The sequence below is a fragment of the Bradyrhizobium sp. NAS80.1 genome (assembly GCF_001908205.1).
Classification (GTDB): Bacteria; Pseudomonadota; Alphaproteobacteria; order Rhizobiales; family Xanthobacteraceae; genus Bradyrhizobium.
Map to the genome: position 1 here is coordinate 1 of NZ_LGHL01000177.1, position 24853 is coordinate 24853.

Genomic DNA, 24853 nt, shown 5'->3' on the forward strand with positions numbered 1-24853 from the left:
CGTGCAAGCCCGTGCCGAACGGCGGGCGGCTATTCTAGCGGCGCACGAGTCCATGCCCCATAAGGCGCTGAGTTAAGTCTCACGGCCGCTTCGGAATGTTCAGCCCGCGCTGCACGGCGGCGCGCGCCAGCCCGCGTTCGAGCCAGGCAGCGACCGACTTGAACTGGCTGAACCCGACGAGATCGCCGGCGCCGTAGAAGCCGATGAGGTTGCGCACCCAGCCGAGCATCGAGATGTCGGCGATGGTGTAGTCATCATCCATGAACCATTGCCGGCCGGAAAGATGCGTCTCCATCACACCGAGCAGGCGCTTGGACTCGCCCACGTAGCGCTCGAGCGGCCGCTTGTCCTCAAAATCCTTGCCGGCGAATTTGTGGAAGAATCCGACCTGGCCGAACATCGGCCCGATGCCGCCCATCTGGAAATGCACCCACGCGATGGCCTGGTAGCGGCGCGCCGCATCCTTCGGCAGAAGCTTGCCGGTCTTCTCCGCGAGATATTGCAGGATCGCCCCGGACTCGAACAGCGGCAGCGGCCTGCCACCGGGACCGTTGGGATCGAGGATCGCCGGAATCTTGCCGTTCGGATTGAGCGAAAGGAATTCCAGCGTCTTCTGATCGTCCTTGCCGAAGTCGACGAGATGGACCTCGTATGGCAGTCCGATTTCCTCCAGCATGATCGAAACCTTCACGCCATTGGGCGTCGGCAGCGAGTAGAGCTGCAGGACATCTGGATTCTTAGCCGGCCAGCGCCGGGTGATCGGAAAGGCTGAGAGATCGGACATCAGGACCTTGGGTTCTCGATTGAGCGGCGTTTAATCTAGGCTCGGTTGCGAACGACACAAGGCCGCGACACGTATGCCGGCCTCGCGCGGCCTTCGTAGAGGAAAGTATGTGTCCGGGGGCCCGGCAACCTCGAATTCGCGAGCGACTCCATGCGAAATCCCGCGCCGTTTACGAGATCATCCATCTTGCGATTGAGATGGCAGCCGCCGGCGAGGCGCGACCACAACGGATCGAGCCGATCCTGCCAGCGGGCGACGCCGGGCTCGGGCGCGCGGCCATGTTCGACGAACAGCAAGGCACCGCCCGGCCTCAGCACGCGGCGCATCTCCAGGAGTGCACGCGATGCGTTGGGGATCGTACAGAGCGTCCACGTCGTGACGACGGTGTCCACGCTCGCCGTATCGAGAGGAATGGCTTCGGCAGAGGCATCGAGCAGCATCGTGGGGATCGCGGCGGCGGTCGCTCGTGGGCGGGCCCTGCGCAGCAACTCCGGGGACGGCTCCAGTCCAATCACCGAGCTCACGGTTGCGCCATAGAGCGGCAAGTTCAGACCCGAGCCGATGCCGATCTCCAGCACCCTGCCCTCGGCGCACCAATGACACGGCGGCGAAATGGCATGAGCTGTTTCTGACTCATCGCCAGGTGAGTGAGGCAAGGCACGACATAATGTTGATAGAGTCCCATTGGCTTGCTCTTCTACAATCTCAATAATTGATCTCCATCCGCAATCCACGCGGATCGACTTCACCGCCACCAAGACGCCCGGCGCTATTGCGCGCCGCAATCGCGCAAGCGCAGGCGTCGATCAGGTCGTCCCGGCCGATGCCGGTGCCGTGGCGATGCCCCAGCCATTTGCGGATATTGACGAAGCCTTGCTCCACGAGAAGAGCAAGGCGTTGCTCACGGCCCGCAACTGACGTCTTTCTCTCCAAGAGGCGCTGGCGCGCAAGGTTCCAGAAGATCAATTCCGGATGCGCTTCGCCGACCCCGGCCTGTCGTTCCGGCGTCATGATGTCGTCGACCTCCTTGATCTTGTCCCTGATGTTCCAGAGCTGACGCGAGACGCCCCTGCCCCTGCCTTCACGCCGCCAATAATGGTCGTTTGCGGCAGTCATATCCACGAACGTCCAGAGACCTCGGCGCGCCCCGAGAAACACCGCGGCACCGACCCGTTCGCGCGCACGCAGGTCGCATATCCGATAGCCATCTATCTTCAGCCCGATCGGCATGTCGATCATCGCACGCTTGTGTGGCATCGCGAGCAAGCGCGCGAGAGCGGGCGAATAGTCGAAGCCGTGATCGCCATTGTCATCGATCCAGGCGGCGACCCAGCCGAACCGAAATCCATCGATACCGAGGTAGTTTGACATGTCGTTTGATCTGCATACGGCGACGTTCACGTCGTCTCCCGCTTGACATCCGCAAGTTGCAGGCATATGTCCCGCGTCCTCGCGAACACTTTCGTTCGCGTGAGAACAACATGAACCGAGCAATGAACTATCGCTACGAAATATTTGCGCGACTGTCGAACGGTCTCGGACCGATCGATTGCTCATGCCCGGCTCATGGGAGCGATCTTGCCTGACCGCAAGATCGACAGTCCGCTTCTCACGGACCCTCCCGAGCCTGCCGCTCCGGAGGGTTTTTTTGTTGCCCGCCGCGCGGCCCATTCGAACATCCCGGCAACTGCCGGAACGGGAGACCCGGATCCCGGGGCTCGCGCTGGAGAGGCGCGTGCCCAAGTGCGCGGGGCTTGCCGGAGGGAACGAGGCGATGAGCCGGACACCGATGGCAGAGCGAACCCGAATGGTTCGCAAAGTGCGGCGCGTCGACAGCGCCGCGATAGAATTTTCGTAAATCGGTTTGCCGCGATCGTCGCGACTAGACCGACGCTGGTGGTGAAGATGTCGGATACTTCTCCACCACGGCAGAGCGGATATGCCTCCCGCGCGCGGAGGCGGCATGTGGCCTGGCCATCCTGGCACGCGAGATCTGCGACGAGGTCGAGATCTTCACCTTCAGCAATGAAGTCGTGAAGGTCCCGCCCCGCCGAGGCTTCGCGCTGCGGGACGCGATCATCAACTCGCAGCCGCATGGCGGAACCTATCTCGGCAAAGCTGTCGCCGAGATCGACCGCAACGGCGACCGCCTGATCGTCTTCACCGACGAGCAGAGCCACGACCAGGTGCCCGAGCCCAAGGCGCAAGGCACGATGGTGAACGTGGCCTCATATCAGCACGGTGTCGGCCACGGCGCCTGGACCCGCGTCAACGGCTTCTCCGAGGCCGAGGTCGCGTGGATCGCGGCCTCCGAGACGGCATTGAACTGATGCGCAACGACAAAGGCCCTGGACGCGAGACTCGCGCCCGGGGCTCGCGAAATCTCTGAAATGATCCGCCGCCCCGGCTATGATGCGTGCGGAACGCAAAGCAGGACACAAAGATCATGCGACGATCCGATCCCTACATGGAACGCGCCCGCGAGCTCTGCCTCGCCGCCGGCGTCGATCCTGACTCTCGCGTCGGCGAAGGACGCGGTCAGCCGGCCTGGTGCTCGTACCGGGACGCCGCGCGCAAGGAGCACCTTGCCCACGAGGCCAATGCGGCGGCGAGCGCGATCGCAAACCTGCGCCCGCAGGAGGCCCGCTTCCAGAATGCGCCGCTGAAGATCTTCGGCCCGCACGAAGCGGCGACCGTGGCGCAAATGCGCAACTGCATGGCGGTCGGCAATGTCGTGTCCGGCGTGATCTGCGCCGACGGCCATCTCGGTTATGCCCAGCCAGTCGGCGGGGTTATCGCGTATGAGAAGCAGATCAGCATCTCCGGCGTCGGCTTCGACATCGGTTGCGGCAACATGGCCGCGCGGCTCGACACGCGCTTCGACGACATCGCAGGCCTCGTCCCCACGATCATCCGCGACGTCGCCAAGGTGATCTCCTTCGGTGTTGGCCGCGCCAACGCCGAACGGGTCGAGCACGATCTGTTCGACGACGGCGATGCCTGGCGCGAGAGCGACATGGAGGCCTACCGTCCGAAGGCGGTGGCCCAGCTCGGCACGGTCGGGTCGGGCAACCACTATGTCGACCTCATGCGCGACGAGGAGGGTTATGTCTGGATCGGCGTCCATTTCGGAAGCCGCGGTCTCGGGCATACCTCCGCGACGCGTTACCTCAAGGCCGCCGGCGGCAAGGACGGCATGAACGTCCCGCCCGCCGTGGTTGACGAGGATTCCGAGCTCGGCCGCCGCTACATCGCGGCGATGCAGCTCGCCGGGCGTTACGCCCATGCCGGCCGCGAGTGGGTTGTCGAACGCGTCCGCCAAATCATCGGCGGCAGCGTGACCGAGAGCGTGCACAACCACCACAACTATGCCTGGCGTGAGACCCACGATGGGAAGGATCTGTGGGTGGTGCGCAAGGGCGCGACGCCGGCGTTTCCCGGCCAGAAGGGATTCGTCGGCGGGTCGATGGGCGACGACGCCGTCATCCTCGAAGGCGTCGATAGTCCGGAGGCCAAGGCTTCGCTCTACTCGACCGTGCACGGCGCCGGCCGTCTGTTCGGACGCAAGGAGGCGAAGCGGCGCTTCTCGCGCGCGGAGATGGACCGCTGGCTCAACGAGCGTGGCGTCACCCTGATCGGTGCCGACCTCGACGAGAGCCCGATGGCCTATCGCCGCCTGCCCGACGTGCTCGCGCAGCACGCCGGCACCGTGCGAGTGCTGCACACGCTGCGGCCGTTCGCCGTCGCCATGGCCGGCGAAGGCGAATTCGATCCCTGGAAGGACTAACGCAAACAGCAGGCGGGAGGCATGACCTCCCGCTTGCGATCAGCTTCCGACCGCCTGGTAGGCCAGACGCTTGAACTCGAAGAAGAATGGATTCCAGAAACCCATGTGGCGCTGGGCCATCAGCACGCCGGCGGTATTGGCCTGCGGACAGATCCACCAATGGGTACCGGCGAGCCCACCCCACTGGAATTCGCCGATCGAATTTGCGGGGTCGAAGGGCGTCGGCGCAAAGGTCACGGCGCCGCCAAGGCCAAAACCTTTGCCGGGCATCGGGCCGAGATTGGCGAAGCGGATGGTCTGGCCTGCGGGCAACTGGTTCGTCATCATCTGCCGCAGCGTGTCCGGCTTCAGCAGCGCATCCGAGCCGGGCACCAAGGCGCGCACCAGCGCGAGCATGTCCGGCAAGGTCGAAACCAGACCGCCGCCGCCCGACAGCCGCGGGAACGGCCGCCGATAGGCCTGCGGAAAAGGCAGATTGTCGGCGCGCGTGAGGCCCGGCTTCATTGGATCGAGCACGTCGGCGCCGGTATAATGCGCGACGAGCCTGTCCTGCTGCGCTTCGGGCACGTGAAAGCCGGTGTCCGTCATGCCGAGCCGATCGAAGATCCGCTCCTTGAGGAACGCATCGAGGGATATGCCCGAGACGACCTCCACGACGCGGCCGAGCACGTCGGTCGCCACCGAATATTCCCAGGACGTGCCGGGATGATAGGACAGCGGCAGATCGACGAGCTTGTCGATCATGTCGGTCAGCGGCGTCAGCGGATTGAGCACGCGCGCCTCGTTGTAGCCCTTGAACAGCACCGTGCCGGGATCGAAGATGCCGTAGCTGAGCCCGGAGGTATGGGTCAGGAGCTGGCGGATCGTGATCGGGCCCTTCGCCGGCTCGACATCGGCAAGGCTCGCCGCGCCCTGCTTCAGGACCTTGCGGTTGCCGAGCTGCGGCAGGAATTTTTCGACGGCGTCATCAAGCCCGATGCGGCCTTCCTCGACCAGCAGCATGATCGAGCACGTGACGAAGATCTTGGTGTTGGAAAACGCGCGAAAGATGTGGTCGGGACGGAGTGCGGTGTTCGACTCGCGGTCGGCGAAGCCAACGCATTGCCGGTCGACCACCTCGCGCCCGCGCAGCACCGCCCAGGACACGCCCGGAATGATCTCCTGATCGACATAGCCCTGCATCGCCGTCCGTGCGGCGGAAAAATCAGTTGCCCTGGCGTCCATGTGTCTCCCCCAATTGTGGTTGGAGAGGATATAGCGCGAATTCGTCGGATATGAAGCCCGTCCGAATGGGGCCGCTCATTCCTGCTTCATCAGGGCGGTGACGTGCAGGCTTCGGCGAATTGTCATTCCCTGCCGCTGGTACAGCGCGATGGCCGAGGCATTGTTGGAAAGCACGTGCAGGAACGGAATTTCGCCGCGCGCCTCGATCTGGCGCGCGATTGCCGCGAGCAGCGCCTGCGCGTAGCCGCGCCCACGATGGTCGGGATGCACGCAGACGGCCGTCATCTCGGTGAAATTGCCCGGCTTCATCCGCTCGCCGGCCATCGCCACCAATTCGCCGCCAGCGCGGATGCCGAGGAAGGTGCCGAGCTCATGCGTGCGCGGCGCGAATGGACCGGGCTTCGTCAGCGCGGTCAGCGCCATCATGGCGGGAACGTCGGCGGCCCCCAAACTGACGATCTCGGCATCGCGAAGCGGGCTGTCGGCGGGCGAGCCGATCATCTGCTCACAGGGCCCGGCGATCACAACCTTGAAGCCGGCGGGAACATCGACCGGCTCCGGCGTGAACAGTGCCGCGACCTGCGAACCCGACAGGAGATCACCGAGCGCGACGAAGCTCGCCGCCGACATGTCGGCCATGTCGGCGAACGGCGTCATCGCCACGGGATAGCGCAACGCCTGCCGGCCGCCCTCCGCCAGATGCTTCTGACGGGTCGTCAGCGCACTCCAGATCGGACAATCCAGCAGCGTTAAATCGCTATCGGACACCGGCCGCTAGTCCTTGTCGAAGCTGACGATGACGGCGGCATTGGCGATGAGGATGGGGTCGTTGCCCTGTTCCGGGGCCGAGGGAATCTCCAGCCCGCCCTTGACCGCATTGACGGTCACGGTGCCGTAAGGCAGCTCCTTTGCAACGGCGTCCTTGTCGACAGCCTCGGGATTGGGCACCGCGACCGTGACATCGACGAACATGTCGTTTGCGGTCTTCCCGATCATTCGGAAGAAACCGAGGCTCGAATGCCTGATCGCATCCGACACCGCGCGCTTCGCCGCCTTGGTGGCGTCCTTGCCGTGAACGTCGACGCCCATGCCCATCTCGGTGATACAGCGAACGCGAGTCATGTCTTATTCCTGTCGTTGGTTGGATGATTGAGAGTGTCGGTGATCGGTGACCGCGACACAAGCCTGGTTGTTCCTCTCGTGTCCCGGACGCGCTGCAACGCTCTTCGTGTTGCTGCGGATTGCTTCGTCGCTCCAGTGCAAAATTGCTTTGCAATTTTGTCACGAGCTCCTCGCAATGACGGGTGTGGCGAGAGCGTCGAGCACGTCACGCCTTTGCCTTCTCCCGCGCCCGCAGCTCGTCGACAAGCACCCTTACGTTTTCCGAATAGTCGATCGGGATCGAGACCAGATGCACGCCGCCCTCCCTGAACGCCGCGTCGAGCGTCGGGGCAAAACTGCCGATGCTTTCGATGCGATGCCCTTTTGCGCCATAGGCGTTCGCATAGAGGACAAAGTCAGGATTGCCAAAGGTCATGCCGTAATCGGCGAAGTGATCGACGGCCTGCTTCCAGCGGATCATGCCGTAGGCGTTGTCTTCCAGCACCAGCACGACCAGGTTGAGCTTGAGGCGGACGGCCGTCTCCATCTCCTGGCTGTTCATCATGAAGCCGCCGTCGCCTGCGACCGCGAGAACGCGGCGGTCGGGATAGAGCATCGCGGCCATCATTGCCGACGGAAGGCCGGCGCCCATCGTCGCCAGCGCATTGTCGAGCAGCAGCGTGTTGGCGACGCGGGTGCGGTAGTTGCGCGCGAACCAGATCTTGTACATGCCGTTGTCGAGCGCCACGATGCCGCTCTCCGGCATCACCTGCCGGATGTCGTGCACGACGCGCTGCGGTGTCGGCGGCCAGCGCGTCTCGGTCGCACGGTCAGCGATGTGGTTGAGGATTTCTTCGCGCAATGGCAACAGTGCCGCGGCCTGCGGCAGCTTGCCTTCGACGCGGTCGGCGAGCAATTCCAGGCTCGGGCCGACATCGCCGACGACCTCCGCATCGGGAAAATAGACCTGCTCGACACTCGCCGGCGTGTAGCTGACGTGGATGACCTTCGGCCCCGATGGTCCCATGATGAAGGGCGGTTTCTCGACGGGATCGTGGCCGATCGCCACGATCAAATCGGCGGCGTCGATCGCGTCGTGAACGTAGTCGCGCTCGGACAGCGCGGCGGTGCCCATATAGAGATTGGTGCCGCCGGGAACGGTCCCCTTGCCCATCTGCGTCGTGAAGAACGGAATGCCGGTCCGGCGCACGAAGCTGGCGATGCCATGGGTGGACCGCGGCCGGCTGGTCGCAGCGCCCATCATCACCAGCGGACGTTTTGCGGCCAAAATCATCTCCGCGGCACGGTCGAGCGCGGCGCGGTGAGCGACGGGGATTTCGATCGGATGAGTTTGGATCACAGGGACGGCCGGCACTTCATCGCCCGCGATATCTTCAGGCAGTTCGAGATGCACCGGTCCCGGCCGCTCCTCCATCGCCACTCGGAAGGCGTCGCGCACCACGGTGGGAATGCTGGAGGCGCTGACGATCTGCCGCGACAATTTCGTCAGTGGCTTCATGGTCGCGACCACGTCCACGATCTGGAAGCGCGCCTGTCGGCTGCTCATGATCGGTTTCTGGCCGGTGATCAGGATCATCGGCATCGCGCCGAGATGCGCATAGGCCGCACCCGTCGACAGGTTGAGCGCGCCGGGGCCGAGCGTCGAAAGACAAACACCGGGCTTGCCGGTCAGCCGACCGTGCGTTGCGGCCATGAACGCGGCAGCCTGCTCGTGACGGGTCAGGACCAGCTCGATCTTGGAGGTGCGGAGCGATTCGACGAGGTCGAGATTTTCCTCGCCGGGGATACCGAAGATACGGTCGACGCCTTCGTTCTCCAGCGCCGCGACAAACAGGTCCGATCCCTTAACCTTGCGTTCCTGCCCGCTCATGTCGCCTCCGCTCGCTGTGCGTCCCTGTGAATGCGTGCACATGGTAACGGTCTCTGGCACCGGCACAACTCACAAAGAGGCGTGCAGCTGCTTCAACATCGTCGTTGCGAGCGCAGCGAAGCAATCCAGAGTCTTTCCACGAGAGCAGTCTGGATTGCTTCGCTGCGCTCGCAATGACGGAGTGTGGAGGAACCGCATTCGTCCCTCTCGTGTCCCGGACGCGCTGCAACGCATCAGCGTTGCTGCTCAGAGCCGGGACCCCAGGGTGCCACGGCGACCGCTGCTGGATAGGCCCCGGCTCTGCAGCGCATCACTTCGTGCTGCGCAGCGTCCGGGGCACGAGACCGTCGTTGAACGATAGACACAATCCCGCATCCTTGCGGCTTGTTTCGCCCCGAGCTTTGCTTCCTTGCCTCACCCTCATGAAAGAGGGCGCAGGGAAGACCGGGCCTGACCGGCGCGGCCGGCATCCGCTCACTCGGCGGCCTCGCTGTGGGGGACGCCCTGCTCGGTTTCGAGCTGGAGAATGTCGTTGAAGCGGTTGAAGGCTCCGCACAGCGCGATGCGCCAGGTCAGCTCGACGATCTGCGCTTCCGAGAAATGCGCGCGAAGGCGGGCAAAGATCTCGTCGCGGGTCTTGTTCCAGTGGTTGGTGACGGCGATGGAATATTCGACGACGAGCTTGTCGAGCTCATCGAGCTCGGGATGATCCTTGTACTCGACGAGGCGCGCGGCGCCCTCCTCCGACACGCCTTGCACTGCCAGCTTGGGCGCGTGATGAGAAACGCAGTAATCACATTTGTTGAGCAGCGAGACCGTGACCAGGGCGAGCTCGAGATGGCGCTTCGAGATCATGCCTTCGCTCGCGAGATCGACCAGCAGCGACCACATGTGCTTGAAGATCGGCGCGCGGTGGGCCATGACTCCAGCCTGGTTCTCGAACGCGCCGTAGGTCGTCATCTTGTCCCACAGCGGCTTCAGCGCCTCCGGCAGGTCGTCCCTGGTCTTGATCGAAACTCGCGACATGGCATTTCATCCCTGGTTGGAAGATACATGCTGCCACAGCGGCGCGCGCCTGTCCCACCTCTCGATTCCGAACCCATGACACCCAAGGCATTCGAAGCACGCTGTCTGCGCCTGCCCGCCGTCACCAAGATGGTGCAATGGGAGGGCACCTCCGTGTTCAAGGTCGGCGGCAAGATGTTCGCGCTCGGCGGCGGCTTTGCCGCGCGTTCCGGCGGCTACATGTTCAAGGTCTCGAACTTGGCCTATGCGATGCTGATCGAGCACGGCCTCGCGCGACCGGCGCCTTATCTTGCGCGGGCCAAATGGGTGCAACTCGTCAGCAACAACGCGTTGTCAGATGCGGAGCTCACCGCCTATCTGGCGCAGGCCCATGCGCTGATCGCCGCAAAGCTCACGCGCAAATCGCGCAAGGCGCTGGGGTTGGACTAACCGCAAGCGCCGGCGCGTCGCGCCTCAAGACTTCTCATCTCCGATCCTGGTGTTGCGGAGCAGATTGTCGCGCAAGCGGCTCACCGTCTTCTGCACCACCGGAAAATCGTCACCGAGGCCCGTCGCCTCGATCAGGGACTCGCCGAGATCCTGTTCGATCAGCTTTCGCCCCGCCGGAGTCAGACTCAACCGCACCTGCCGCTCGTCGGCGGGATCGCGGTGGCGCCTGATGTACCCCATCTGCTCAAGCTTCTTGAGGATGGGCGTCAGCGTGTTGGATTCCAGAAAGAGCTTTTCGCCGAGCGCGCTGACGGTCTGCTCGTCCTCGTCCGACAGCGCCACCAGGGCTATGTATTGGGTGTAGGTGAGCCCGACCTTGTCCAGCAGGGGCTTATAGGCGCGGCCGAAGGCGAGATTGGCCGAATAGATCGCAAAGCACAGAAAATTCGACAGTTTTCGGCCTTTGTCGGCAGCCTTGGAGTTACCGGCCACGAGAACCTCCGCAATTCGTGATCTTGCCCGCAATATAAATCGCATCCGATTAAATCGGAAGAGCTTGACTGGCTGGATCGTCGGGTTTATTTGACGCGCATACGCTTAGATCGGATACGATGTAACAAAGGATACGACCATGACTTCCGCTGCAAAGGTCCTCTTCACCGGCAAGACGCACGTCACCTCCGGCCCTGACGGCGCCGCGCGGTCCAGCGACGGCTCTGTCGACATCAAGCTCGCCCAGCCGCACCCGGCCGCCGAAAACCTCTTCGCCGCCGCCTGGTCGGCCTGCTACCTCGGCGCGCTCGGGCTCGCCGCCGCCCAGCGCAAGGTCAAGCTGCCGAGCGAGCCGTCGGTCGACACCGCGATCGACCTGAACAACGCCAATGGAGAATTCTTTCTCCGCGCTCGGCTCGACGTCAGCGTCCCCGGCGTCGACCGGGCGGTTGCGCAGGAGCTGATCGAGGCGGCGCACGGCATCTGCCCCTACTCCAAGGCGGTGCACGGCAACATCGAGGTGACCACCACGCTCGTCTGAAACTGCGCGACGCGGCACCGGCCGAATTCGGCCGGTGCCGCGCGGCGCGGACAATCGAGCGACCACAAGGAGCTGACCATGAGCAATCGTTATCTGCAAAGCCTGCGCGTGCTGTCGAGCGCGGCCGTCCTCGTTGCAAACCTGTTCACCCTTCCGGCAGCGGCGGCGCAGGCGGGTGTCACGCGGACCGATCTCCAACGGCACGATCTCAGTACACCCGGGCGCGAGGCCGTGCAGGTGCGCGTCGACCTCGCCCCCGGCGTGGCGTTCGGCCGGCACACCCATCCAGGCGAAGAGATCATCTACGTGCTGGCGGGCGCCATCGAATACGACGTCGAAGGCAAGCCGCCGGTGACGCTGAAAGCAGGCGACGTGCTGTTCATCCCGGCCGGGACCGTGCATGCGGCCAAGAACGTGGGCCAGGACGCCGCGAGCGAGCTGGCGACCTACATCGTCGCCAAGGACAAGCCGCTGCTGACGCTGGCGAAGTGAGGAAGTCCTATTGACGGCCCATAATACCTGACTAAGGTCAGACATTATGCTCGACCCCGTCTCCCGCGTCCGCCGCTTCAACCGCGCCGTCACCTCCGCCGTCGGCGCGCTCGACACCTCGTTCCTCGGGCGCGGCAGGCCACTTGGAGCGGCGCGCGTGCTCAATGCGATCGGGCACGGGCGTTCGGACGTGGCCGAGATCCGTGACTATCTTGGCCTCGATTCCGGGCTGATGAGCCGGCTATTGCGCAGCCTCGAGGACGACGGACTGATCGAGACCAATGCGCATGCGGACGACGCGCGGCGCCGCGTGGCAAAGTTGACACGCGCGGGCCGGCGCGAGTTCGCGGCGTACGAGGCGTTGTCGAACGCGCAGGCCGAGAGCTTCCTTGAGCAGCATGCGCAGCGCGATGCGCTGCTAGCGGCGATGGACATGATTGCCTCGGCATTGACGCGCGATCGCGTCGCGCTGGAGGAGATGGATCCACGGTGCGAGGAGGCCCGCCATTGCCTCGGCGAGTACTATGCCGAGCTCGGCCGCCGCTTCAAACAGGGCTTTGACGTCTCGCTGTCGCGTGATCCGGACGCCAAGGACATGCGCCGCCCGCGCGGGACATTCATCGTCGCGATGTCGGACACGCTGCCGATCGGCTGTGTCGGGCTGAAGGGAACGGATCACGGCTATGCGGAGATCAAGCGGCTGTGGGTCGCCCCCGCCGCGCGCGGATTGCGGCTCGGCCGGCGCCTCATGGACGCGGCCGAGGATGCGGCGCGCGAACTCGGCATCACGCTGCTGCGGCTCGACACCAACAGCGCGTTGCCCGAAGCCGGCCAGCTCTACCGCACCACCGGCTGGCGCGAGATCCCGCGCTTCAACGACGATCCCTATCCGGATCTGTTCTTCGAGAAGCAGATCCGGTAAGGGCCGCGCACCATCACGCTGTCGCCGGCGCCACCTCGCCTTGCGGCTTTGCGAACGGCCTGAACATCATCGCCATCAGGAAGGCCCCCAGGCCCATCGCCCAGGAGCCAATATAAAGCCAGGCGTAGCTGGAGAACGCATCGTAGATCAGGCCGCCGGCGAGCGGCCCGGTCGCCATGCCGAGGCTGCCGGCCATCGCCGTGCCGCCGATCACCGTACCCATCATGCGCAGCGGGAAGTTCTCGCGGGCGAGCACCGCGTAGAGCGGCATGGTGCCGGCATAGATGAAGCCGAAGGTGGCCCCGACCGCGTAGAACGTCGCAAGCTGATGCGCGAAGACATAGGCGAGCGCGCCGAATGCCTGCAGCAGCAGACCCGAGACCAGCACGCGCTTGGCGCCGAGGCGATCGCCCATCAGGCCGAAGGCGATACGGCCGCCCATGCCGGCAAAGCCCTCGACGCTGTAGATCGTCACCGCCGCGATCAGCGGAATGCCGCAGCTCACAGCATAGCTGACGGTGTGGATGATCGGTCCGGAATGGGTGGCGCAGCAGAAGAAGTTGGTCGCGAGCAGGATCAGGAATTGCGGCGAGCGCAGCGCCTCGGCCATCGACATCTCCGCCTGCACGGCCCCCTCGCCCGACGGCGCGGCCACGGGGTGCGCGAGCGCGGGCGGACGGCGCACCAGCAGCGACACCGGGATCATGATGGCCCCGACCACCAGCGCCACGATCTGCATCGAGGTCCGCCAGTCGTGATTGGAGACCAGCCAGGCCGCGAGCGGCGACATCGTCATCGGCGCCATGCCCATGCCGGCCGACACCAGCGACACCGCAAGGCTGCGATGGGTGTCGAACCAGCCAGTGACGGTCGCCATCATCGGCGCGAAGATCGCCGCGCAGGAGGCGCCGACCAAAAGGCCGAACACGAACTGGAACACCAGCAGCGAGGTCGCATGGCTGGCGGCGAACAGGCTGAGGGCCAGCACCGTCGATCCCGTCAGCACCACCGGCCGGGGCCCGAACCTGTCAGTCAGCGTACCCCAGGCCATGCTGGTGAAGGCCATCGCCAGAAAGCCGATCGTCATCGCGCTGGAAATGCCGGTCACCGACCAGCCGGTATCCCCAGCGATCGGCTTCAGGAACACCGGCAGCGAAAACATGCCGCCGATCGCGACGCAGCCAAGCAGGCCGCCCGCGGCGACGATCACCCAGCGATAGTTGGAGGAATTCATTTTGGTCTCCCGTTATGTCCGTCTGGGTGGAAGACGAATGGGAACGGCGCCGGCCGACAGGGTCACGTCATTTCTTGAGGCACGCTTTTGTGACCTGCCAGCAAAAAATGTCGAAAACAACCCCATGCAAAGTAGCCGGGGCCTGCGGGATCAATGACTTACGATACCAGAAAGCGATTTGACTCGTCGGGCAAAACACCGGCACGATGTCATCATCCACCCGATCCTGTTCTCATCCACGGCAAAGCCCGCAACTGCGCTCGACGACGCGCAGCAATCGCGGATGGGTCCAACCGCGCAAGTGCCATCGACGCCGTGAACTCCGGGGAGTGCCCATGCCAAAAATCGACATCGCTCCGACATCGACATGATGAGCGCCAATTCCGACGGCCGGTTCGTGCACAAGGATGGCACGCCCTATCCGGACTAGTTCGCCAGGCCCTGCTTTTCGATCCAGTCGTTGATCCGCCTGGCGACGTCGTCCGAGTTGCGGTCCATCATCATCATGTGGGTGTTGCCCGTGATCCCCATTTTGGGCAGCTCGAACGTATCGACCTTGCCGCCCGCCGATGCGATTGCCTGTCCCCACTTGGTCGGATTGACCACGAGCTTCGACCAGACCGGCACGCGATCGAGGAAATCGCCCCACACGATCAGATGCGGCACGCCCTTGAGTTTCGCGGCGTCGGCCTTCGCCGGATCAGGCGCGCCCGATGGCTCGACGGTGATCAGCGCCTTCACCTTGTCGGGTGCATTGAGGGCAGCGGTGAAACCGAAATTGCCGCCCTGGCTGTGGACCAGGATGATGCACGGGCACACCTTCTGCACCAGCGCGTCATATGCCTTTTGCGTGGCAGCGTCATTCGTTGCCCAGCGCGGAATGCCCTGCTTGGTGAACTGGTCGAACGCCTCGATCGGAAACTGCTCGCCCTCGAACGCTTCGCGCTTGCCGCCGACCTCGTAGCTCGGCCCGATCCGGAACAGCTCCCACGCCTCCTTCTTGGGCCGGAAGAACGGCTCGCTCTTAAAAATCTCCGGATAGCGCGCCCAGGAGGCGCGGCCGCGTTCGACCGCATCCGAGACGTAGACGTCATAGCCCGCATTCAGGAAGTATTGCTGCCAGCCCGGCTTGCCGTCGGGCTTGGTCTCCCACGTGACACCCGAAAGGCCGCCGCCGTGCCAGAGCAGCAGCGGCAATTTCGACTTCGGCGCTACCTGTTTGACGAACTGGACGTACATCTGCTCGACCTCGAACTCTCCGTTCGGATCGACCTTGATCGGCGGGGCGCCGGGCGAGAACACGATCTCTTTGGAAGGAAGTCCGCTCAAGGTTTCGGTGCGGCCGCCGACATGGAAGCTGCCGACCTCCTTGACGAGGTAGTCGGCCGCGGCCGGCGTCGCCACTGCGATGGTCGCGGCCAGTGCGATTGCGATTCCGCGCATGAAGTCTTTCCTCCGCTCTCGACTCTTGTTGTTGGCGGCATTGTTATGCCACGCGCCGATTCAGGGCAATTCCGGCGGCCGGCTCGTGCACAAGGACGGCACGCCCTATCCGGACGGCTAAGCGGACGTTGAGAAAAAGCCGCGACCTTGCATGACAATGCTTTTTTCGAAAACTGGGCCAAGACTTCCTGCCGGGCCGGCACTAACATCTGCCTCCAGCATCAGGGCAGGATCGGGAGGAATGCCATGTCGAAGCACACCCAGGTGCGGGAGCACTCGAACGAGATCGCTTACGTTGCAATCGATCGAGACATCACGTTGCGGAGCATGGTGGTCCGTGGCACCGCTCCGAGCGCGACGCTGCTTCTGCTGCACGGGTTTCCTGAAACGATCTTCGCCTGGAAGGACATTGCGCTGGCGCTTGCCGACGACCACGACGTCCACAGCTTCGATTGGCCGGGATTCGGGCTGTCGTCGCGGCCGGCTGTCGACCGCTTCTCCTATTCGCCGAAGGACTATTCGCGTGTCCTGAAGGGTTATCTCGACAAGACCGGCATCGACCGCGCGACGCTCACGATCTACGCGACCGATATCAGCGCGCTGCCGGTGCTCCTGCTGGCGCTCGACGAGCCCGACATTGCAAGATCGGTGATCGTGGGTGACTTCGCGCCCTTCAACCGGCCTGCCCTGATGTGGGAGAATTTGCAGGGCCTGAAGTCAAAACCGACGTCGGACCATGTTCGCGCTGCGATGAATGCCGGCCGTGACGAAATTCTCGCAAACACGTTTCGGCGCGGCCTGCCCAAGGAGACGCATGTCGAGATTTCGCAAGAATTCAGGGATGACATGGCCCGCGCATGGACTTATGACGGGCTCACATGCGTCGACGCCTTCTACCACTACTACTCCTTCTTCACCCGCGATCAGGATTATTTCGAAGCGAACCTGACAAAGCTCAAGACATCAGTGAAAGTGGTGTGGGGCGAAGATGACCTCTACATCACGAAAGACATGGGCATCGAGCTGGCCGCGCGCATCCACGCCGAGCTCAAGCTACTTCCGGGCATCGGGCACTATCCCCACCTTCAGGCGCCCGCACAGACGATCGCAGAAATCCGCGCGGCAGCACGGTGAGCGACCGCAGCCGCGAGAATTGCCCCTTGGTGCACCAGAGATCATGACCATTCGTCCCCTCGTCCGCTATCCCGACCGCCGCCTCGCCATCCCGGCACGGCCCGTCACCGTGTTCGACGACGCACTGCGCGAACTCGCAGCGGATCTGCTCGAGACCATGCGCGCCGCGCCCGGCATCGGCATCACGGCGCCGCATATCGGCGTGCCCCTGCGCGTCGTCGTGCTCGAGCTCGAGGCCAGGGAGGGCGTGCAGACCTACGTCAATCCGGAGATCGAATGGGCCTCGCCCGAGATGATCCTGCACCGGGAAGGCAGCGTCTCGATGCCCGGCGTCAACGACGAGGTGCAGCGCCACGCGCGGGTGCGGATCAACTACTGGGATCTCTACGGCAACATGCGAATCGAGGAGTCCGACGGCTTGCGCGCCGTGTGTCACCAGCACGAGATCGACCAGCTCGACGGGATGTTCTGGATCCAGCGGCTGTCGCGGCTGAAGCGGGAGCGGCTGGTGAAGAAGTACGAGAAGATGTCGCGGGATTGAGCGCATCGCACAACCAGTGCAGGCTCCCCGACGCACGTCCAGCAATGGTTTGGTCGTTAAACGCCAGAACGGTTCGTTCCCCTTCAGAATTGCCCTAGCTACACTCCGGGTACGAGTCCCGCGCCCGCCGACGCGAATGTCTATCATGGGCCGATCCTATCGCGATTGGTGATAGTCCTTGGCCTAAAATTAACTGCCATTCCAATTGACACTACTTGGATGCGGCGTAACTTTCATGAGCAGATCGCCAGCAGGCTTCTGACGTCCGCGCCAACGGCAGTTCCGTGCCTTTAGCGCACTAGACGGCGCCGTTGAGAGTGCCATTAAGCCTTCGCGTCGGGGCGATCTCCTTCTTGGGCAGGTAGAGGCCGCTAATTCGCGACGTCCGAGCCGAGGGGATGCGGGACCAAGCCCCCGTGCGGTCAGGCGCTTATCATTCGATGCGACTGCGAGATTGAGGAGCTCTGGTCCATGACACTTGGAAGGGACTCGCAGGACACCGATCCTGTGATGAAGTGCTGACGGGATTGAACGATGCTCACGCACGCACGATTTTCGGATCTGATCGGCATGATTTATGACTGCGCGGTCGAACCGGACAATTGGCCCGGGACCATTGCCCAAATCTGCCAGACGATCGACTGCATGAGCGGCCTCATGCTGTTGATTGATCTGCAGCTTGCGCAGAGTAGACTTGCCTACGCGTGGGGAATGAAACCGAATTGGGAACGCCGATTTCTCAGCCATTCCAACCACGTGAGCGGGTTTTACCAGCGGGCCTTCAGCCGGACGATATGTCAGGATGGCGAGCCCCAGGTGCTGTCGTCACTCATCGATGCGGCTGGACCTCGTGCTCGATCGATCTATGCCGAGCTCACGGAACCCGAAGGCATATCCGAGACGATGCAGACCGTGGTTTTTCGCCAAGCGAGGCGCCTCGCGATATTTGGGGCTAATCGGCATAAAAGCGCCGGACAGTTGGCGGACAATGAGAGCGCAATGATGCGACTGTTGGTGCCTCATATCCGACGGGCAGTCGCTATCAGCGACATACTCGACATCAGGAAACTCGAGACCCATACGCTCGCAGCCATTCTCGACAGTTTCAGCACTGGGGTGGTTGTCGTCGGCGACCGCGGCCGCATCCTGCATGCCAATGGCTCGGCGCGCACCATGTTCTCGGCCGCCAGACCGGTCTGTGCCTCCGCCGGATTCCTGAAAGTGCACGATGCAGACGCCCATCGCGAGTTGGCGGATGCGATCGCGGTCGCTCAGCACAACGAGGCGGAGATCGGGTCCGCCGGTATTGGCGTTGCGCTCGGAGGATCTGGCGGGGAGCCGTCGATCGCGCATGTACTACCGCTGGCGCACGGCGACCTGCGGACCCGGCTGGTACCGCAGGCAAGCGCGGCTGTCTTCATTACCAGGGCGGAGGATAAGCCCGCCGGAAATCTCCAGGCTGTCGCCGACAGCTTCGGCCTCACTCCGGCGGAAGCCCGCGTCCTCGAGCAGTTGGCCGGCGGCGCAACGGTCGCCGAGGCCGCGCAGGATCTCGGCACTTCGCTGTACACCGCCAAGACGCACCTCGCCCGCATCTTTTCCAAGACTGGCGCCGCACGCCAAGCCGACTTGATCGCGCTCGTCCATCGGCTGGTGCCGCCCATCCATCGACCGACAAACTAGATTGCGACCGGCTTGGTCATACCCGCTGCGCCGCTCTGATGTTGTCGCCGGGATTCATATAGTTCGGCTTAATCGCGTCCGGATCGAAGTCATCGACGGCAATGACACGGTTGGCGAGCGCTTCGACCTCGCGCACGAGCATGCCCTCACTGTCGCTAATTACGCCCTGCCGTACAGCATCGCCAATCCAGTCGGCGCCGTGAAAACGACGTACCGTACCGCGCCGCACCGCGCGGTCGATCTTCTTATTGGCGTTCTCGGCGGCGATCACCTGCCGGAGCGTCGATTCCAGCAATCCGATAGGGTCCGCCTGATCGCTCGACATATAGATGCCTCGGGTCAGGCGATCGCGGGTCGGACCCGGCTCGAGCGCAAGGCCCACGATCGCCCGGCCGAGTTGGTCCGAGGCCGGCCGGTACGGCCTGCCGAACGGGAAGACGACGGCTGCCATTACATGGCGCGCCCATGTGACCGGAAAGTTGTCGATGGCACCGCGTATCGCCTCCTGAAACCGGTTCAGCCCATTGCTCGCCGCAAAGGCGACAATTCGGCGATCGTCGGCGGGCATGGCATCGTCCTCGAAACGTTTGAGGACGCAGGCGAGCAGGTAAAGCTCGGAGAGAGCGTCGGCGAGCCGACCTGCAAGCTTCTGTCTGGTCCTCAGCGCGGTCCCTACAAGCAACAGTGTCATATTGCTGACGAACGCAAAGCTGCGGCTGACGCGCTGCAGCTGGCGGTGCCACTTGGCTGTGTCCGCTGCGCTTCGAGGCGCGCCGCACCATGCACCTGCAGTCAAGTTGTGAACGAGGGCGCTGATCGCGATCGACAGCGAGAACGAGATGTGGCTCAGAAATGCTTTCTCGAAGGAGGAAAGACCGCGAGATGCATCCGAATCTCCACAGGCTTGAATCTCCTTCTGCAGGTAGGGGTGAGAGCGCATTGCTCCCAGCGTGAACGCAAGCAGTGCGCGGGCGACGATGTTGGCGCCCTCGACCGTGATAGCCGTGGGCAGCATCTGGTACGCCGACTGCAAATAGTTGGCAGGGCCATCGCAAACGGCCCGGCCGCCCTGCAGATCCATCGCGTCGTTGACACAACGGCGCAGCCGCTCAGTCGCCTGATATTTCATCAGCGCGGAAAGCGCGACCGAGTTCTCGCCGCGATCGATGATCGCGGCGGTCACGGCGCGTGCGGCCTCCATCACGTAGGCAGCTTCGATCATGCGTGCCAGTGGCTCCTCGATCGCCTCCATCCTGGCGATCGGAGAGCCGAACTGTCGACGGATGAGCCCGTACGCGGTCGACACGCGCAGCATGAGTTTGATCCCCGCGGCACCGCACGCCGGGAGTGCTATTGCTCTGCTCCCCGCAAGGCCTTCCAGCATCATGCGCCAACCCTGTCCGACCATGCGCTTGCCCCCAATCACCCAGGAGAGCGGTATCAGCACGTCGGTGCCCGATGTCGGACCGACCGGGAATGTCGACCCCGACGGGAGGTGCCATCGGCCGATGTTCACGCCAGGATGATGGGCGGGCACCAGCGCCACCGTGATGCCGATATCCTCCCCTTGGCCCAGCAGGTTTTCCGGATCAAAAAGATGAAAGACGAGGCCGATGATGGTCGCGCAAGGGGCAAGCGCAATGTATCGCTTGTCCCAGGAGACACGAATGCACAGACCGTCAGCGCCATCGCCGCTCCCTTTCACGATGACCCCGATATCGCGCATACCGCCTGCAGCGTCAGAGCCGGATGCTGGACCGGTCAGCGCCATGCATGGAACATCATCGCCATTCGCCAAGCGAGGAAGATGGTGGCGCTTCTGTGCGTCCGTGCCGTAGGCCTCGATCAGTTCCCCAAGACCGAGGGAGTTCGGGACCATGATGGTGGCGAACACATCGGGTGACCGCGACGCGACCTTGCCGAACACGAGGGACAGCGCCTGCGGGGACAGGCCAAGACCGCCATACCGGCGGGAAATGCGCATGCCCAAGAAGCCGCGCGTTTTAACAAAGCTCCATACGTTGTCGGGAATTTCCCTGTCGCGCCGAATCTGCCAGTCATCAATGATGCGGCACAGTTCCTCGGTTGCGCCTTCCAGAAAAGCTCTCTCGTCGTCGGCGAGCGCGATTGGAGGAAGTCCGCGCAATTTGTCAAAATTCGGCCGTCCGCCGAAGAACTCCGCCTCGAATCCGACGGTGCCGCTACTCGCAGTCTGGCGCGCCGTGTCAGAGGCGCGCGACAGAGTTCGCCGGATCATGCGGTAGGCGGGCGCGACGACAACCGCTCGGCGCACCCGCGGAACGGACAGCGCGCTGAGCGCCAAGGCGGGTAGCCAAGCGAGCAGCTTCGGCAATCCGGGCGTCGGGACTCCGACGGGTCCTGCAAGCACGCCAAACTCCGCGCCTGCAGTGATTGCCGCGACACCCAAGGCCCACGCCCAAAGGGGCGCCCGACCAATCGCAGCCGCCAAGAATCCGGCCAAGCACAACGCGAACGCTAGCACCCCGAGCATGAGGCCGATCGTGCTCCGGCAGTTTCCCTGCCTACCGGCGATAGTAGTTTCTCTCGAGTGAAAGGCAAGGGTCGGACCGATTGCTTTGGAGGGCCGATCAGCGGCGATATGGCGCTCTAGGGACGGCGCCAACAGGGAGCGCCTTGACGTCGTCTCCTCCACCACGTCATCGTGGTGGCAACCTCAGTCAGCATCTCGCCCATACTACCATTAATGATAGCAAGTCGTCCGCGGCAATGATGCAGACCCAGTTCCCTCACTCGCTAGGCGTTCGCGCCAACACCTCTGGCACATCGCTGATCGCGCCACTGCAGCCGCATTTCGCCGGACACCAACCCGTCCAGCGTCACTCGTTCGAGTGACGACAGCCCACTGTACTTCCGAGTATTCAACGATCGAGAAGCCCAATGAGTGTCACAATCGAATGGCGCACCGGTTAGCGCTTAGAGTCTGCGTCCCTTGGCTTTCTTTTTGCGGGGCCGGGAGCAGGAAAAGGCGCCGTACGAAAGCAATCTCTTTAAATCAAATTCCGGAGGCAGTGAGCATGTTGGTGAGTGAGAACCTCTTGCCGAACAAGTCGTCAGCGAGGCCACCGATGAGCGAAACGACGCTGGTCACGGCCATAGTCGTCATATTTCTGCTTCTCCATGTCCTTGCAAGCGCGATCGCCGTATCGGGGCTCGGGGATCGCCTCGTCGATCCGCTACGCCCCTACATTGCCGCCGTGCTGGTGTTCGCGCTGACAGCCGGCACCGCCTACTGGTTGACGCGCCGGCGGGAAGCGTTCGTGCGCCATCGGCTCGAACAGCATCTCGCCCCGGCGGTCGTCCGAAGCATCGTTGAACAACCGGACCTGATAAAGCTCGATGGCGAGCGGCGCGAGGTCACTGCCCTGTTCACTGACATCGAGGGCTTCACCGCGACGACGCATCGCGTCGGCCCCGAGCAGTTGGTCGCAACGCTGGACCAGTATTTCGAGGGCGTTTCCGGAATCGTGATCAAGCACGGTGGTATGATCGATAAGTTCGTCGGAGACGGCGTGCATGCTCTTTTCAATGCCCCACTCGACCTTGAGGATCATCCACAGCGTGCCGTCGAATGCGCGATTGCCATTCGGACCTGGACCGAGGGCTTTCGTCGCCGCGCCGCCCCCCGCAGCTATCGGGCTCGGCCGCACCCGAATCGGGATCGAGACCGGGCCCGCCATCGTCGGCGACGTCGGCATTCAATCCAAACTCGACTACACGGCTCACGGCGATGGCGTGAACATGGCGGCGCGGCTAGAGGCTTGCAACAATGAACTCGGTTCGGCGATCTGTGTCGGGCCTGGTGCAGCTGCGCGATGCGACGCGCCAGTGCTGCGCCCGCTTGGGCGGCTCGTGGTCCGTGGGCGCGAGGAGCCTATCGCTGTCTTTGAGCCCTGGCCCGACGACGCGCCGCCCGCCTGGCGCGAAGCATATCTGAAGGCCTACGCTATGCTCGACTGTGATGCGGCCCACGCCGCCATGCTGTTGCAGAAGCTGATGGCCGAGCGTCCCGCGGACCTGGCGATGCGCCGGCTCGCCGAGCGACTCCCCTCGATACGCAAGTCCAGTCTGCCGTCGGCGCGCCCGCGCCGACGAGGTGATCGAATAAGCCGCGGAATGCCTGTTGCTGGTCCAACTCGGACCTTGGAATGTTCTGGATCCAGCGGCTGTCGCAGCTGAAGCGCGAGCGGCTGGTGAAAAAGTACGAGAAGATGTCGCGGGGTTAGCCGAGCCTCCGATGCAGCTCGGCCTGCATGGTTCGAGACGTCCGCTTGGGCGGGCTCCTCATCATGAGGGTCTAAAAGCTTGCCGCGAACGCGACCTCATCCTGAGGAGCCCGCGAAAGCGGGCGTCTCGAAGGATGGCCGCTGGCGAGCTCCCTTCATACGCGATGGCTTCGCCATCAGAGCCCACTACTTCAGCGGCAGAAAAAGTTCGGCGACCGCCTCATGCTCCGGCACCTCCGGGAAGAAGCCCTGCCGCTGGCAATAGAGCGGGAAGTCGCGTGCTTCCTCGCCGCAGGCCGGAAACCAGTCGCGATAAAGGTAGAGCGCGGCGGGCTCCAGATTGTCGGTATTGCCGACGACGCTCAGCACCGCGCAGCGTCCGCCGGGGATCTCGCCGGCTTTGATCTGTTCGCCGTTCGCCTCGATCGGCTGGTCGGTCCCGACACAAAGGTCCACGCTGTAATCGGCGGGCGAGGCAGGACGCCGCTCGGAACGCCAGACATTGAAGGTAGGATTTGTCCTGGGGTGCAGACCAGCGGCCGTGCGCCACGCGATGAACCGCTGGATGGTGGCGCCGAGCGTCATCGGGTCGCCCCGATGCTCCACGATCGCCACTGGCGTCGAGGGCACATCGCGAATGGTCACTTCATCAGTGGTAAAAGCCTTCTGCATGAGCTTGCTCCTCGCATTGTCGAGAGGCCCGAAGGCCGCAAGCCACGGCTGCCAGTCGGGAGACTTCCGAAACGACGAAGGCGATTGCCCGAACCGTTGCCGAAAGGCGCGAGCGAAGGCGTCCGGTGCGTCGTAGCCGGCATCCATCGCTATGTCAGTGACGCTTCGGGCATCCCCGTAGGCCAGCCGGTACGAAGCGCGCTTCAAACGGGCAAGCTGGACATAGCGATGCACGGACAGCCCGAAGGTCGCCGTGAACTGCCGGTGGAAATGATATTTCGAGTAGGCTGCGACGCTGCTCAGCACGTCCAGGTCCAGATCGTCGTCCAGATGCCGGTCGATGTGATCGAGCACCCGCTGCATCCGGGCATGGTAGTTCTGAAGCGCCGCCTTCATCGTCCCTCCTCAAGGAATCGCAGGGCTGTTGAGGTGAATGGAACGATGGGATCATAAATAGGAGCGTGCTCGCCGCCAGGAATAATCCATAACGCGGCGTCCGGAATAGAACGGTAGATGCTTACAGAAATTTCAACGGGGAGGAAGCGATCGCGATCACCGTGCACGACAAGCGTACGAGCTGTAATGGTCGATAGATCTTGTTCAGTGAAATTCATGTCGTCATGATTTTCGCCCAGCGCGTTGAACTGTGCGATGAGCTGACTGATCTGTTCGTCGCCGCGTTTTGCGTACTCCCGATACATTTCCTGAACTTCTGCGGGCATGACGTCGAACGAAGCTCTGCGCATGATAACCCTTGCCTGATCCGGGAAATGGGTCGTTGCGCTAATTAATGCCATTGCGTCGATGCGCTTGGGTTGGCTCGTCGCCATGTGCAGCAGCGTCATCGCGCCGGAACTGATGCCCATAGCCGAAAAGTGACCAATCCCCAGCCTATCAAGCAAGAGATACACGTCATTGGCCGCTTCCCGATGTGTGAACTTGTTCTCGGGATTGGTGGAGTGACCATGGCCACGCAGATCCACGACGATCAGTCGATGATGCTCTGAGAGCCTGGCGGTAAAGGGAAGCCAGTTCTGTATGCAACCGCCAAACCCATGCAAGAGCACCAGAGGCTTTCCGACTCCGTACTCCTCATAGTACATCTCAATGTCATTGATTTGAACGGTATGCCCGCGCGTGTTTGACTGTTTGGGAGCGTACGTCGTTGTCATGGGTGTGTCTCTCCTCCGTG

Annotated in this window: 25 protein-coding genes and 3 pseudogenes; 14 read left to right on the forward strand and 14 right to left on the reverse strand. The window is 63.3% G+C overall.

Annotated elements, in window-relative coordinates:
• Positions 1-79: 79 nt before the first annotated feature.
• From AC629_RS33715 to AC629_RS33725, 3 genes and pseudogenes are all read right to left on the reverse strand, one after another.
• Complete coding sequence (locus AC629_RS33715; RefSeq protein WP_084809108.1) at positions 80-784, reverse strand: glutathione S-transferase family protein; 705 nt, start codon at positions 782-784, stop codon at positions 80-82.
• Positions 785-819: 35 nt separating this feature from the next.
• Positions 820-1469 (reverse strand): annotated as a pseudogene (locus tag AC629_RS33720) (class I SAM-dependent methyltransferase).
• 20 nt (positions 1470-1489) lie between these two features.
• Positions 1490-2155 carry a DUF429 domain-containing protein gene (locus AC629_RS33725; protein ID WP_084809109.1) on the reverse strand — a complete coding sequence of 222 codons (666 nt, stop codon included), beginning with the start codon at positions 2153-2155 and terminating at the stop codon, positions 1490-1492.
• 662 nt (positions 2156-2817) lie between these two features.
• Between AC629_RS33725 and AC629_RS33730 the strand changes: the two genes are divergently transcribed.
• Both AC629_RS33730 and AC629_RS33735 read left to right on the forward strand, forming a co-directional pair.
• Positions 2818-3114: a hypothetical protein gene (locus AC629_RS33730; RefSeq protein WP_245332074.1), complete on the forward strand. Its 297-nt coding sequence runs from the start codon at positions 2818-2820 to the stop codon at positions 3112-3114.
• 116 nt (positions 3115-3230) lie between these two features.
• On the forward strand, positions 3231-4571 hold the full coding sequence (locus tag AC629_RS33735; RefSeq protein ID WP_084809134.1) for an RtcB family protein: 1341 nt from the start codon (positions 3231-3233) through the stop codon (positions 4569-4571).
• A 39-nt stretch (positions 4572-4610) separates the two neighbouring features.
• On the opposite strand, the gene AC629_RS33740 is transcribed toward AC629_RS33735, so the two are convergent.
• The 5 genes from AC629_RS33740 to AC629_RS33760 form a co-directional block, all read right to left on the reverse strand.
• The gene (locus AC629_RS33740; RefSeq protein WP_143199644.1) at positions 4611-5795 is read right to left on the reverse strand and encodes a serine hydrolase domain-containing protein; all 1185 of its coding nucleotides are present in this window, start codon (positions 5793-5795) and stop codon (positions 4611-4613) included.
• Between the two features lie 75 nt (positions 5796-5870).
• Positions 5871-6563 (reverse strand): GNAT family N-acetyltransferase, encoded by a 693-nt coding sequence (locus AC629_RS33745; RefSeq protein ID WP_084809110.1) that lies wholly within the window; start codon positions 6561-6563, stop codon positions 5871-5873.
• Positions 6564-6569: 6 nt separating this feature from the next.
• Positions 6570-6917, reverse strand: a complete 348-nt coding sequence (locus tag AC629_RS33750) for a Lin0512 family protein (protein ID WP_084809111.1) — start codon at positions 6915-6917, stop codon at positions 6570-6572.
• A gap of 205 nt (positions 6918-7122) precedes the next feature.
• On the reverse strand, positions 7123-8787 hold the full coding sequence (locus AC629_RS33755; RefSeq protein ID WP_084809112.1) for an acetolactate synthase large subunit: 1665 nt from the start codon (positions 8785-8787) through the stop codon (positions 7123-7125).
• A 474-nt stretch (positions 8788-9261) separates the two neighbouring features.
• Positions 9262-9813 (reverse strand): carboxymuconolactone decarboxylase family protein, encoded by a 552-nt coding sequence (locus tag AC629_RS33760; protein ID WP_084809113.1) that lies wholly within the window; start codon positions 9811-9813, stop codon positions 9262-9264.
• 75 nt (positions 9814-9888) lie between these two features.
• Here AC629_RS33760 and AC629_RS33765 point away from each other — a divergent pair, with 75 nt between their 5' ends.
• On the forward strand, positions 9889-10242 hold the full coding sequence (locus AC629_RS33765) for an MmcQ/YjbR family DNA-binding protein (protein ID WP_084809114.1): 354 nt from the start codon (positions 9889-9891) through the stop codon (positions 10240-10242).
• A gap of 24 nt (positions 10243-10266) precedes the next feature.
• On the opposite strand, the gene AC629_RS33770 is transcribed toward AC629_RS33765, so the two are convergent.
• The gene (locus tag AC629_RS33770) at positions 10267-10779 is read right to left on the reverse strand and encodes a MarR family winged helix-turn-helix transcriptional regulator (protein WP_502693072.1); all 513 of its coding nucleotides are present in this window, start codon (positions 10777-10779) and stop codon (positions 10267-10269) included.
• A 94-nt stretch (positions 10780-10873) separates the two neighbouring features.
• Here AC629_RS33770 and AC629_RS33775 point away from each other — a divergent pair, with 94 nt between their 5' ends.
• From AC629_RS33775 to AC629_RS33785, 3 genes are all read left to right on the forward strand, one after another.
• On the forward strand, positions 10874-11275 hold the full coding sequence (locus tag AC629_RS33775) for an Ohr family peroxiredoxin (protein ID WP_084809116.1): 402 nt from the start codon (positions 10874-10876) through the stop codon (positions 11273-11275).
• Positions 11276-11353: 78 nt separating this feature from the next.
• A complete protein-coding gene (locus AC629_RS33780; protein WP_084809117.1) occupies positions 11354-11767 on the forward strand; it encodes a cupin domain-containing protein in 414 nt (137 codons plus the stop codon).
• Between the two features lie 46 nt (positions 11768-11813).
• On the forward strand, positions 11814-12689 hold the full coding sequence (locus AC629_RS33785; RefSeq protein WP_084809118.1) for a bifunctional helix-turn-helix transcriptional regulator/GNAT family N-acetyltransferase: 876 nt from the start codon (positions 11814-11816) through the stop codon (positions 12687-12689).
• Between the two features lie 13 nt (positions 12690-12702).
• Here AC629_RS33785 and AC629_RS33790 read toward each other — a convergent pair whose 3' ends face one another.
• A complete protein-coding gene (locus AC629_RS33790; protein WP_084809119.1) occupies positions 12703-13923 on the reverse strand; it encodes an MFS transporter in 1221 nt (406 codons plus the stop codon).
• A 355-nt stretch (positions 13924-14278) separates the two neighbouring features.
• Between AC629_RS33790 and AC629_RS49195 the strand changes: the two are divergent.
• Positions 14279-14353 (forward strand): annotated as a pseudogene (locus AC629_RS49195) (cupin domain-containing protein); the annotation flags it as partial.
• On the opposite strand, the gene AC629_RS33795 reads toward AC629_RS49195, so the two are convergent.
• Complete coding sequence (locus AC629_RS33795; protein WP_084809120.1) at positions 14350-15366, reverse strand: alpha/beta hydrolase; 1017 nt, start codon at positions 15364-15366, stop codon at positions 14350-14352. The pseudogene AC629_RS49195 and the gene AC629_RS33795 sit on opposite strands and share 4 nt — an antisense overlap.
• Here AC629_RS33795 and AC629_RS49975 point away from each other — a divergent pair.
• The 4 genes from AC629_RS49975 to AC629_RS33810 all read left to right on the forward strand — a co-directional run bounded on the left by AC629_RS49975 (position 15365) and on the right by AC629_RS33810 (position 18724).
• On the forward strand, positions 15365-15487 hold the full coding sequence (locus tag AC629_RS49975) for a hypothetical protein (RefSeq protein ID WP_283848216.1): 123 nt from the start codon (positions 15365-15367) through the stop codon (positions 15485-15487). The genes AC629_RS33795 and AC629_RS49975 overlap by 2 nt on opposite strands.
• A 125-nt stretch (positions 15488-15612) precedes the next feature.
• Positions 15613-16500: an alpha/beta fold hydrolase gene (locus AC629_RS33800; protein ID WP_084809121.1), complete on the forward strand. Its 888-nt coding sequence runs from the start codon at positions 15613-15615 to the stop codon at positions 16498-16500.
• A 43-nt stretch (positions 16501-16543) separates the two neighbouring features.
• Complete coding sequence (locus AC629_RS33805) at positions 16544-17041, forward strand: peptide deformylase (RefSeq protein WP_084809122.1); 498 nt, start codon at positions 16544-16546, stop codon at positions 17039-17041.
• A 534-nt stretch (positions 17042-17575) separates the two neighbouring features.
• On the forward strand, positions 17576-18724 hold the full coding sequence (locus AC629_RS33810; protein WP_084809123.1) for a LuxR C-terminal-related transcriptional regulator: 1149 nt from the start codon (positions 17576-17578) through the stop codon (positions 18722-18724).
• Between the two features lie 16 nt (positions 18725-18740).
• Here AC629_RS33810 and AC629_RS33815 read toward each other — a convergent pair whose 3' ends face one another.
• The gene (locus tag AC629_RS33815) at positions 18741-21077 is read right to left on the reverse strand and encodes an acyl-CoA dehydrogenase (protein WP_245332075.1); all 2337 of its coding nucleotides are present in this window, start codon (positions 21075-21077) and stop codon (positions 18741-18743) included.
• Positions 21078-21831: 754 nt separating this feature from the next.
• Here AC629_RS33815 and AC629_RS33820 point away from each other — a divergent pair.
• From AC629_RS33820 to AC629_RS49200, 3 genes and pseudogenes are all read left to right on the forward strand, one after another.
• On the forward strand, positions 21832-22536 hold the full coding sequence (locus AC629_RS33820) for an adenylate/guanylate cyclase domain-containing protein (protein ID WP_168195642.1): 705 nt from the start codon (positions 21832-21834) through the stop codon (positions 22534-22536).
• Positions 22460-22942, forward strand: coding sequence for a nucleotidyl cyclase domain-containing protein (locus tag AC629_RS50765; protein ID WP_502693073.1), 483 nt, complete (start codon positions 22460-22462; stop codon positions 22940-22942). Before AC629_RS33820 ends, AC629_RS50765 begins: the two co-directional genes overlap by 77 nt.
• Positions 22909-22989 (forward strand): annotated as a pseudogene (locus tag AC629_RS49200) (peptide deformylase); the annotation flags it as partial. The gene AC629_RS50765 and the pseudogene AC629_RS49200, both read left to right, overlap by 34 nt.
• A 186-nt stretch (positions 22990-23175) precedes the next feature.
• On the opposite strand, the gene AC629_RS33830 reads toward AC629_RS49200, so the two are convergent.
• Together AC629_RS33830 and AC629_RS33835 are read right to left on the reverse strand one after the other, a co-directional pair.
• Positions 23176-24057, reverse strand: coding sequence for an AraC family transcriptional regulator (locus tag AC629_RS33830; protein WP_084809127.1), 882 nt, complete (start codon positions 24055-24057; stop codon positions 23176-23178).
• Positions 24054-24833: an alpha/beta fold hydrolase gene (locus tag AC629_RS33835; RefSeq protein ID WP_084809128.1), complete on the reverse strand. Its 780-nt coding sequence runs from the start codon at positions 24831-24833 to the stop codon at positions 24054-24056. Before AC629_RS33835 ends, AC629_RS33830 begins: the two co-directional genes overlap by 4 nt.
• Positions 24834-24853 lie beyond the last annotated feature (20 nt).

Bases quoted from the DNA above. Each gene is read 5' to 3' on its own strand.
- AC629_RS33715 (WP_084809108.1), bottom strand. From the start codon at position 784: ATGTCCGATCTCTCAGCCTTTCCGATCACCCGGCGCTGGCCGGCTAAG.
- AC629_RS33725 (WP_084809109.1), bottom strand. From the start codon at position 2,155: ATGTCAAACTACCTCGGTATCGATGGATTTCGGTTCGGCTGGGTCGCC.
- AC629_RS33735 (WP_084809134.1), top strand. From the start codon at position 3,231: ATGCGACGATCCGATCCCTACATGGAACGCGCCCGCGAGCTCTGCCTC.
- AC629_RS33740 (WP_143199644.1), bottom strand. From the start codon at position 5,795: ATGGACGCCAGGGCAACTGATTTTTCCGCCGCACGGACGGCGATGCAG.
- AC629_RS33750 (WP_084809111.1), bottom strand. From the start codon at position 6,917: ATGACTCGCGTTCGCTGTATCACCGAGATGGGCATGGGCGTCGACGTT.
- AC629_RS33755 (WP_084809112.1), bottom strand. From the start codon at position 8,787: ATGAGCGGGCAGGAACGCAAGGTTAAGGGATCGGACCTGTTTGTCGCG.
- AC629_RS33760 (WP_084809113.1), bottom strand. From the start codon at position 9,813: ATGTCGCGAGTTTCGATCAAGACCAGGGACGACCTGCCGGAGGCGCTG.
- AC629_RS33765 (WP_084809114.1), top strand. From the start codon at position 9,889: ATGACACCCAAGGCATTCGAAGCACGCTGTCTGCGCCTGCCCGCCGTC.
- AC629_RS33770 (WP_502693072.1), bottom strand. From the start codon at position 10,779: ATGCGATTTATATTGCGGGCAAGATCACGAATTGCGGAGGTTCTCGTG.
- AC629_RS33775 (WP_084809116.1), top strand. From the start codon at position 10,874: ATGACTTCCGCTGCAAAGGTCCTCTTCACCGGCAAGACGCACGTCACC.
- AC629_RS33780 (WP_084809117.1), top strand. From the start codon at position 11,354: ATGAGCAATCGTTATCTGCAAAGCCTGCGCGTGCTGTCGAGCGCGGCC.
- AC629_RS33785 (WP_084809118.1), top strand. From the start codon at position 11,814: ATGCTCGACCCCGTCTCCCGCGTCCGCCGCTTCAACCGCGCCGTCACC.
- AC629_RS33790 (WP_084809119.1), bottom strand. From the start codon at position 13,923: ATGAATTCCTCCAACTATCGCTGGGTGATCGTCGCCGCGGGCGGCCTG.
- AC629_RS49975 (WP_283848216.1), top strand. From the start codon at position 15,365: ATGAAGTCTTTCCTCCGCTCTCGACTCTTGTTGTTGGCGGCATTGTTA.
- AC629_RS33795 (WP_084809120.1), bottom strand. From the start codon at position 15,366: ATGCGCGGAATCGCAATCGCACTGGCCGCGACCATCGCAGTGGCGACG.
- AC629_RS33800 (WP_084809121.1), top strand. From the start codon at position 15,613: ATGTCGAAGCACACCCAGGTGCGGGAGCACTCGAACGAGATCGCTTAC.
- AC629_RS33805 (WP_084809122.1), top strand. From the start codon at position 16,544: ATGACCATTCGTCCCCTCGTCCGCTATCCCGACCGCCGCCTCGCCATC.
- AC629_RS33810 (WP_084809123.1), top strand. From the start codon at position 17,576: ATGCTCACGCACGCACGATTTTCGGATCTGATCGGCATGATTTATGAC.
- AC629_RS33820 (WP_168195642.1), top strand. From the start codon at position 21,832: ATGAGCGAAACGACGCTGGTCACGGCCATAGTCGTCATATTTCTGCTT.
- AC629_RS33830 (WP_084809127.1), bottom strand. From the start codon at position 24,057: ATGAAGGCGGCGCTTCAGAACTACCATGCCCGGATGCAGCGGGTGCTC.
- AC629_RS33835 (WP_084809128.1), bottom strand. From the start codon at position 24,833: ATGACAACGACGTACGCTCCCAAACAGTCAAACACGCGCGGGCATACC.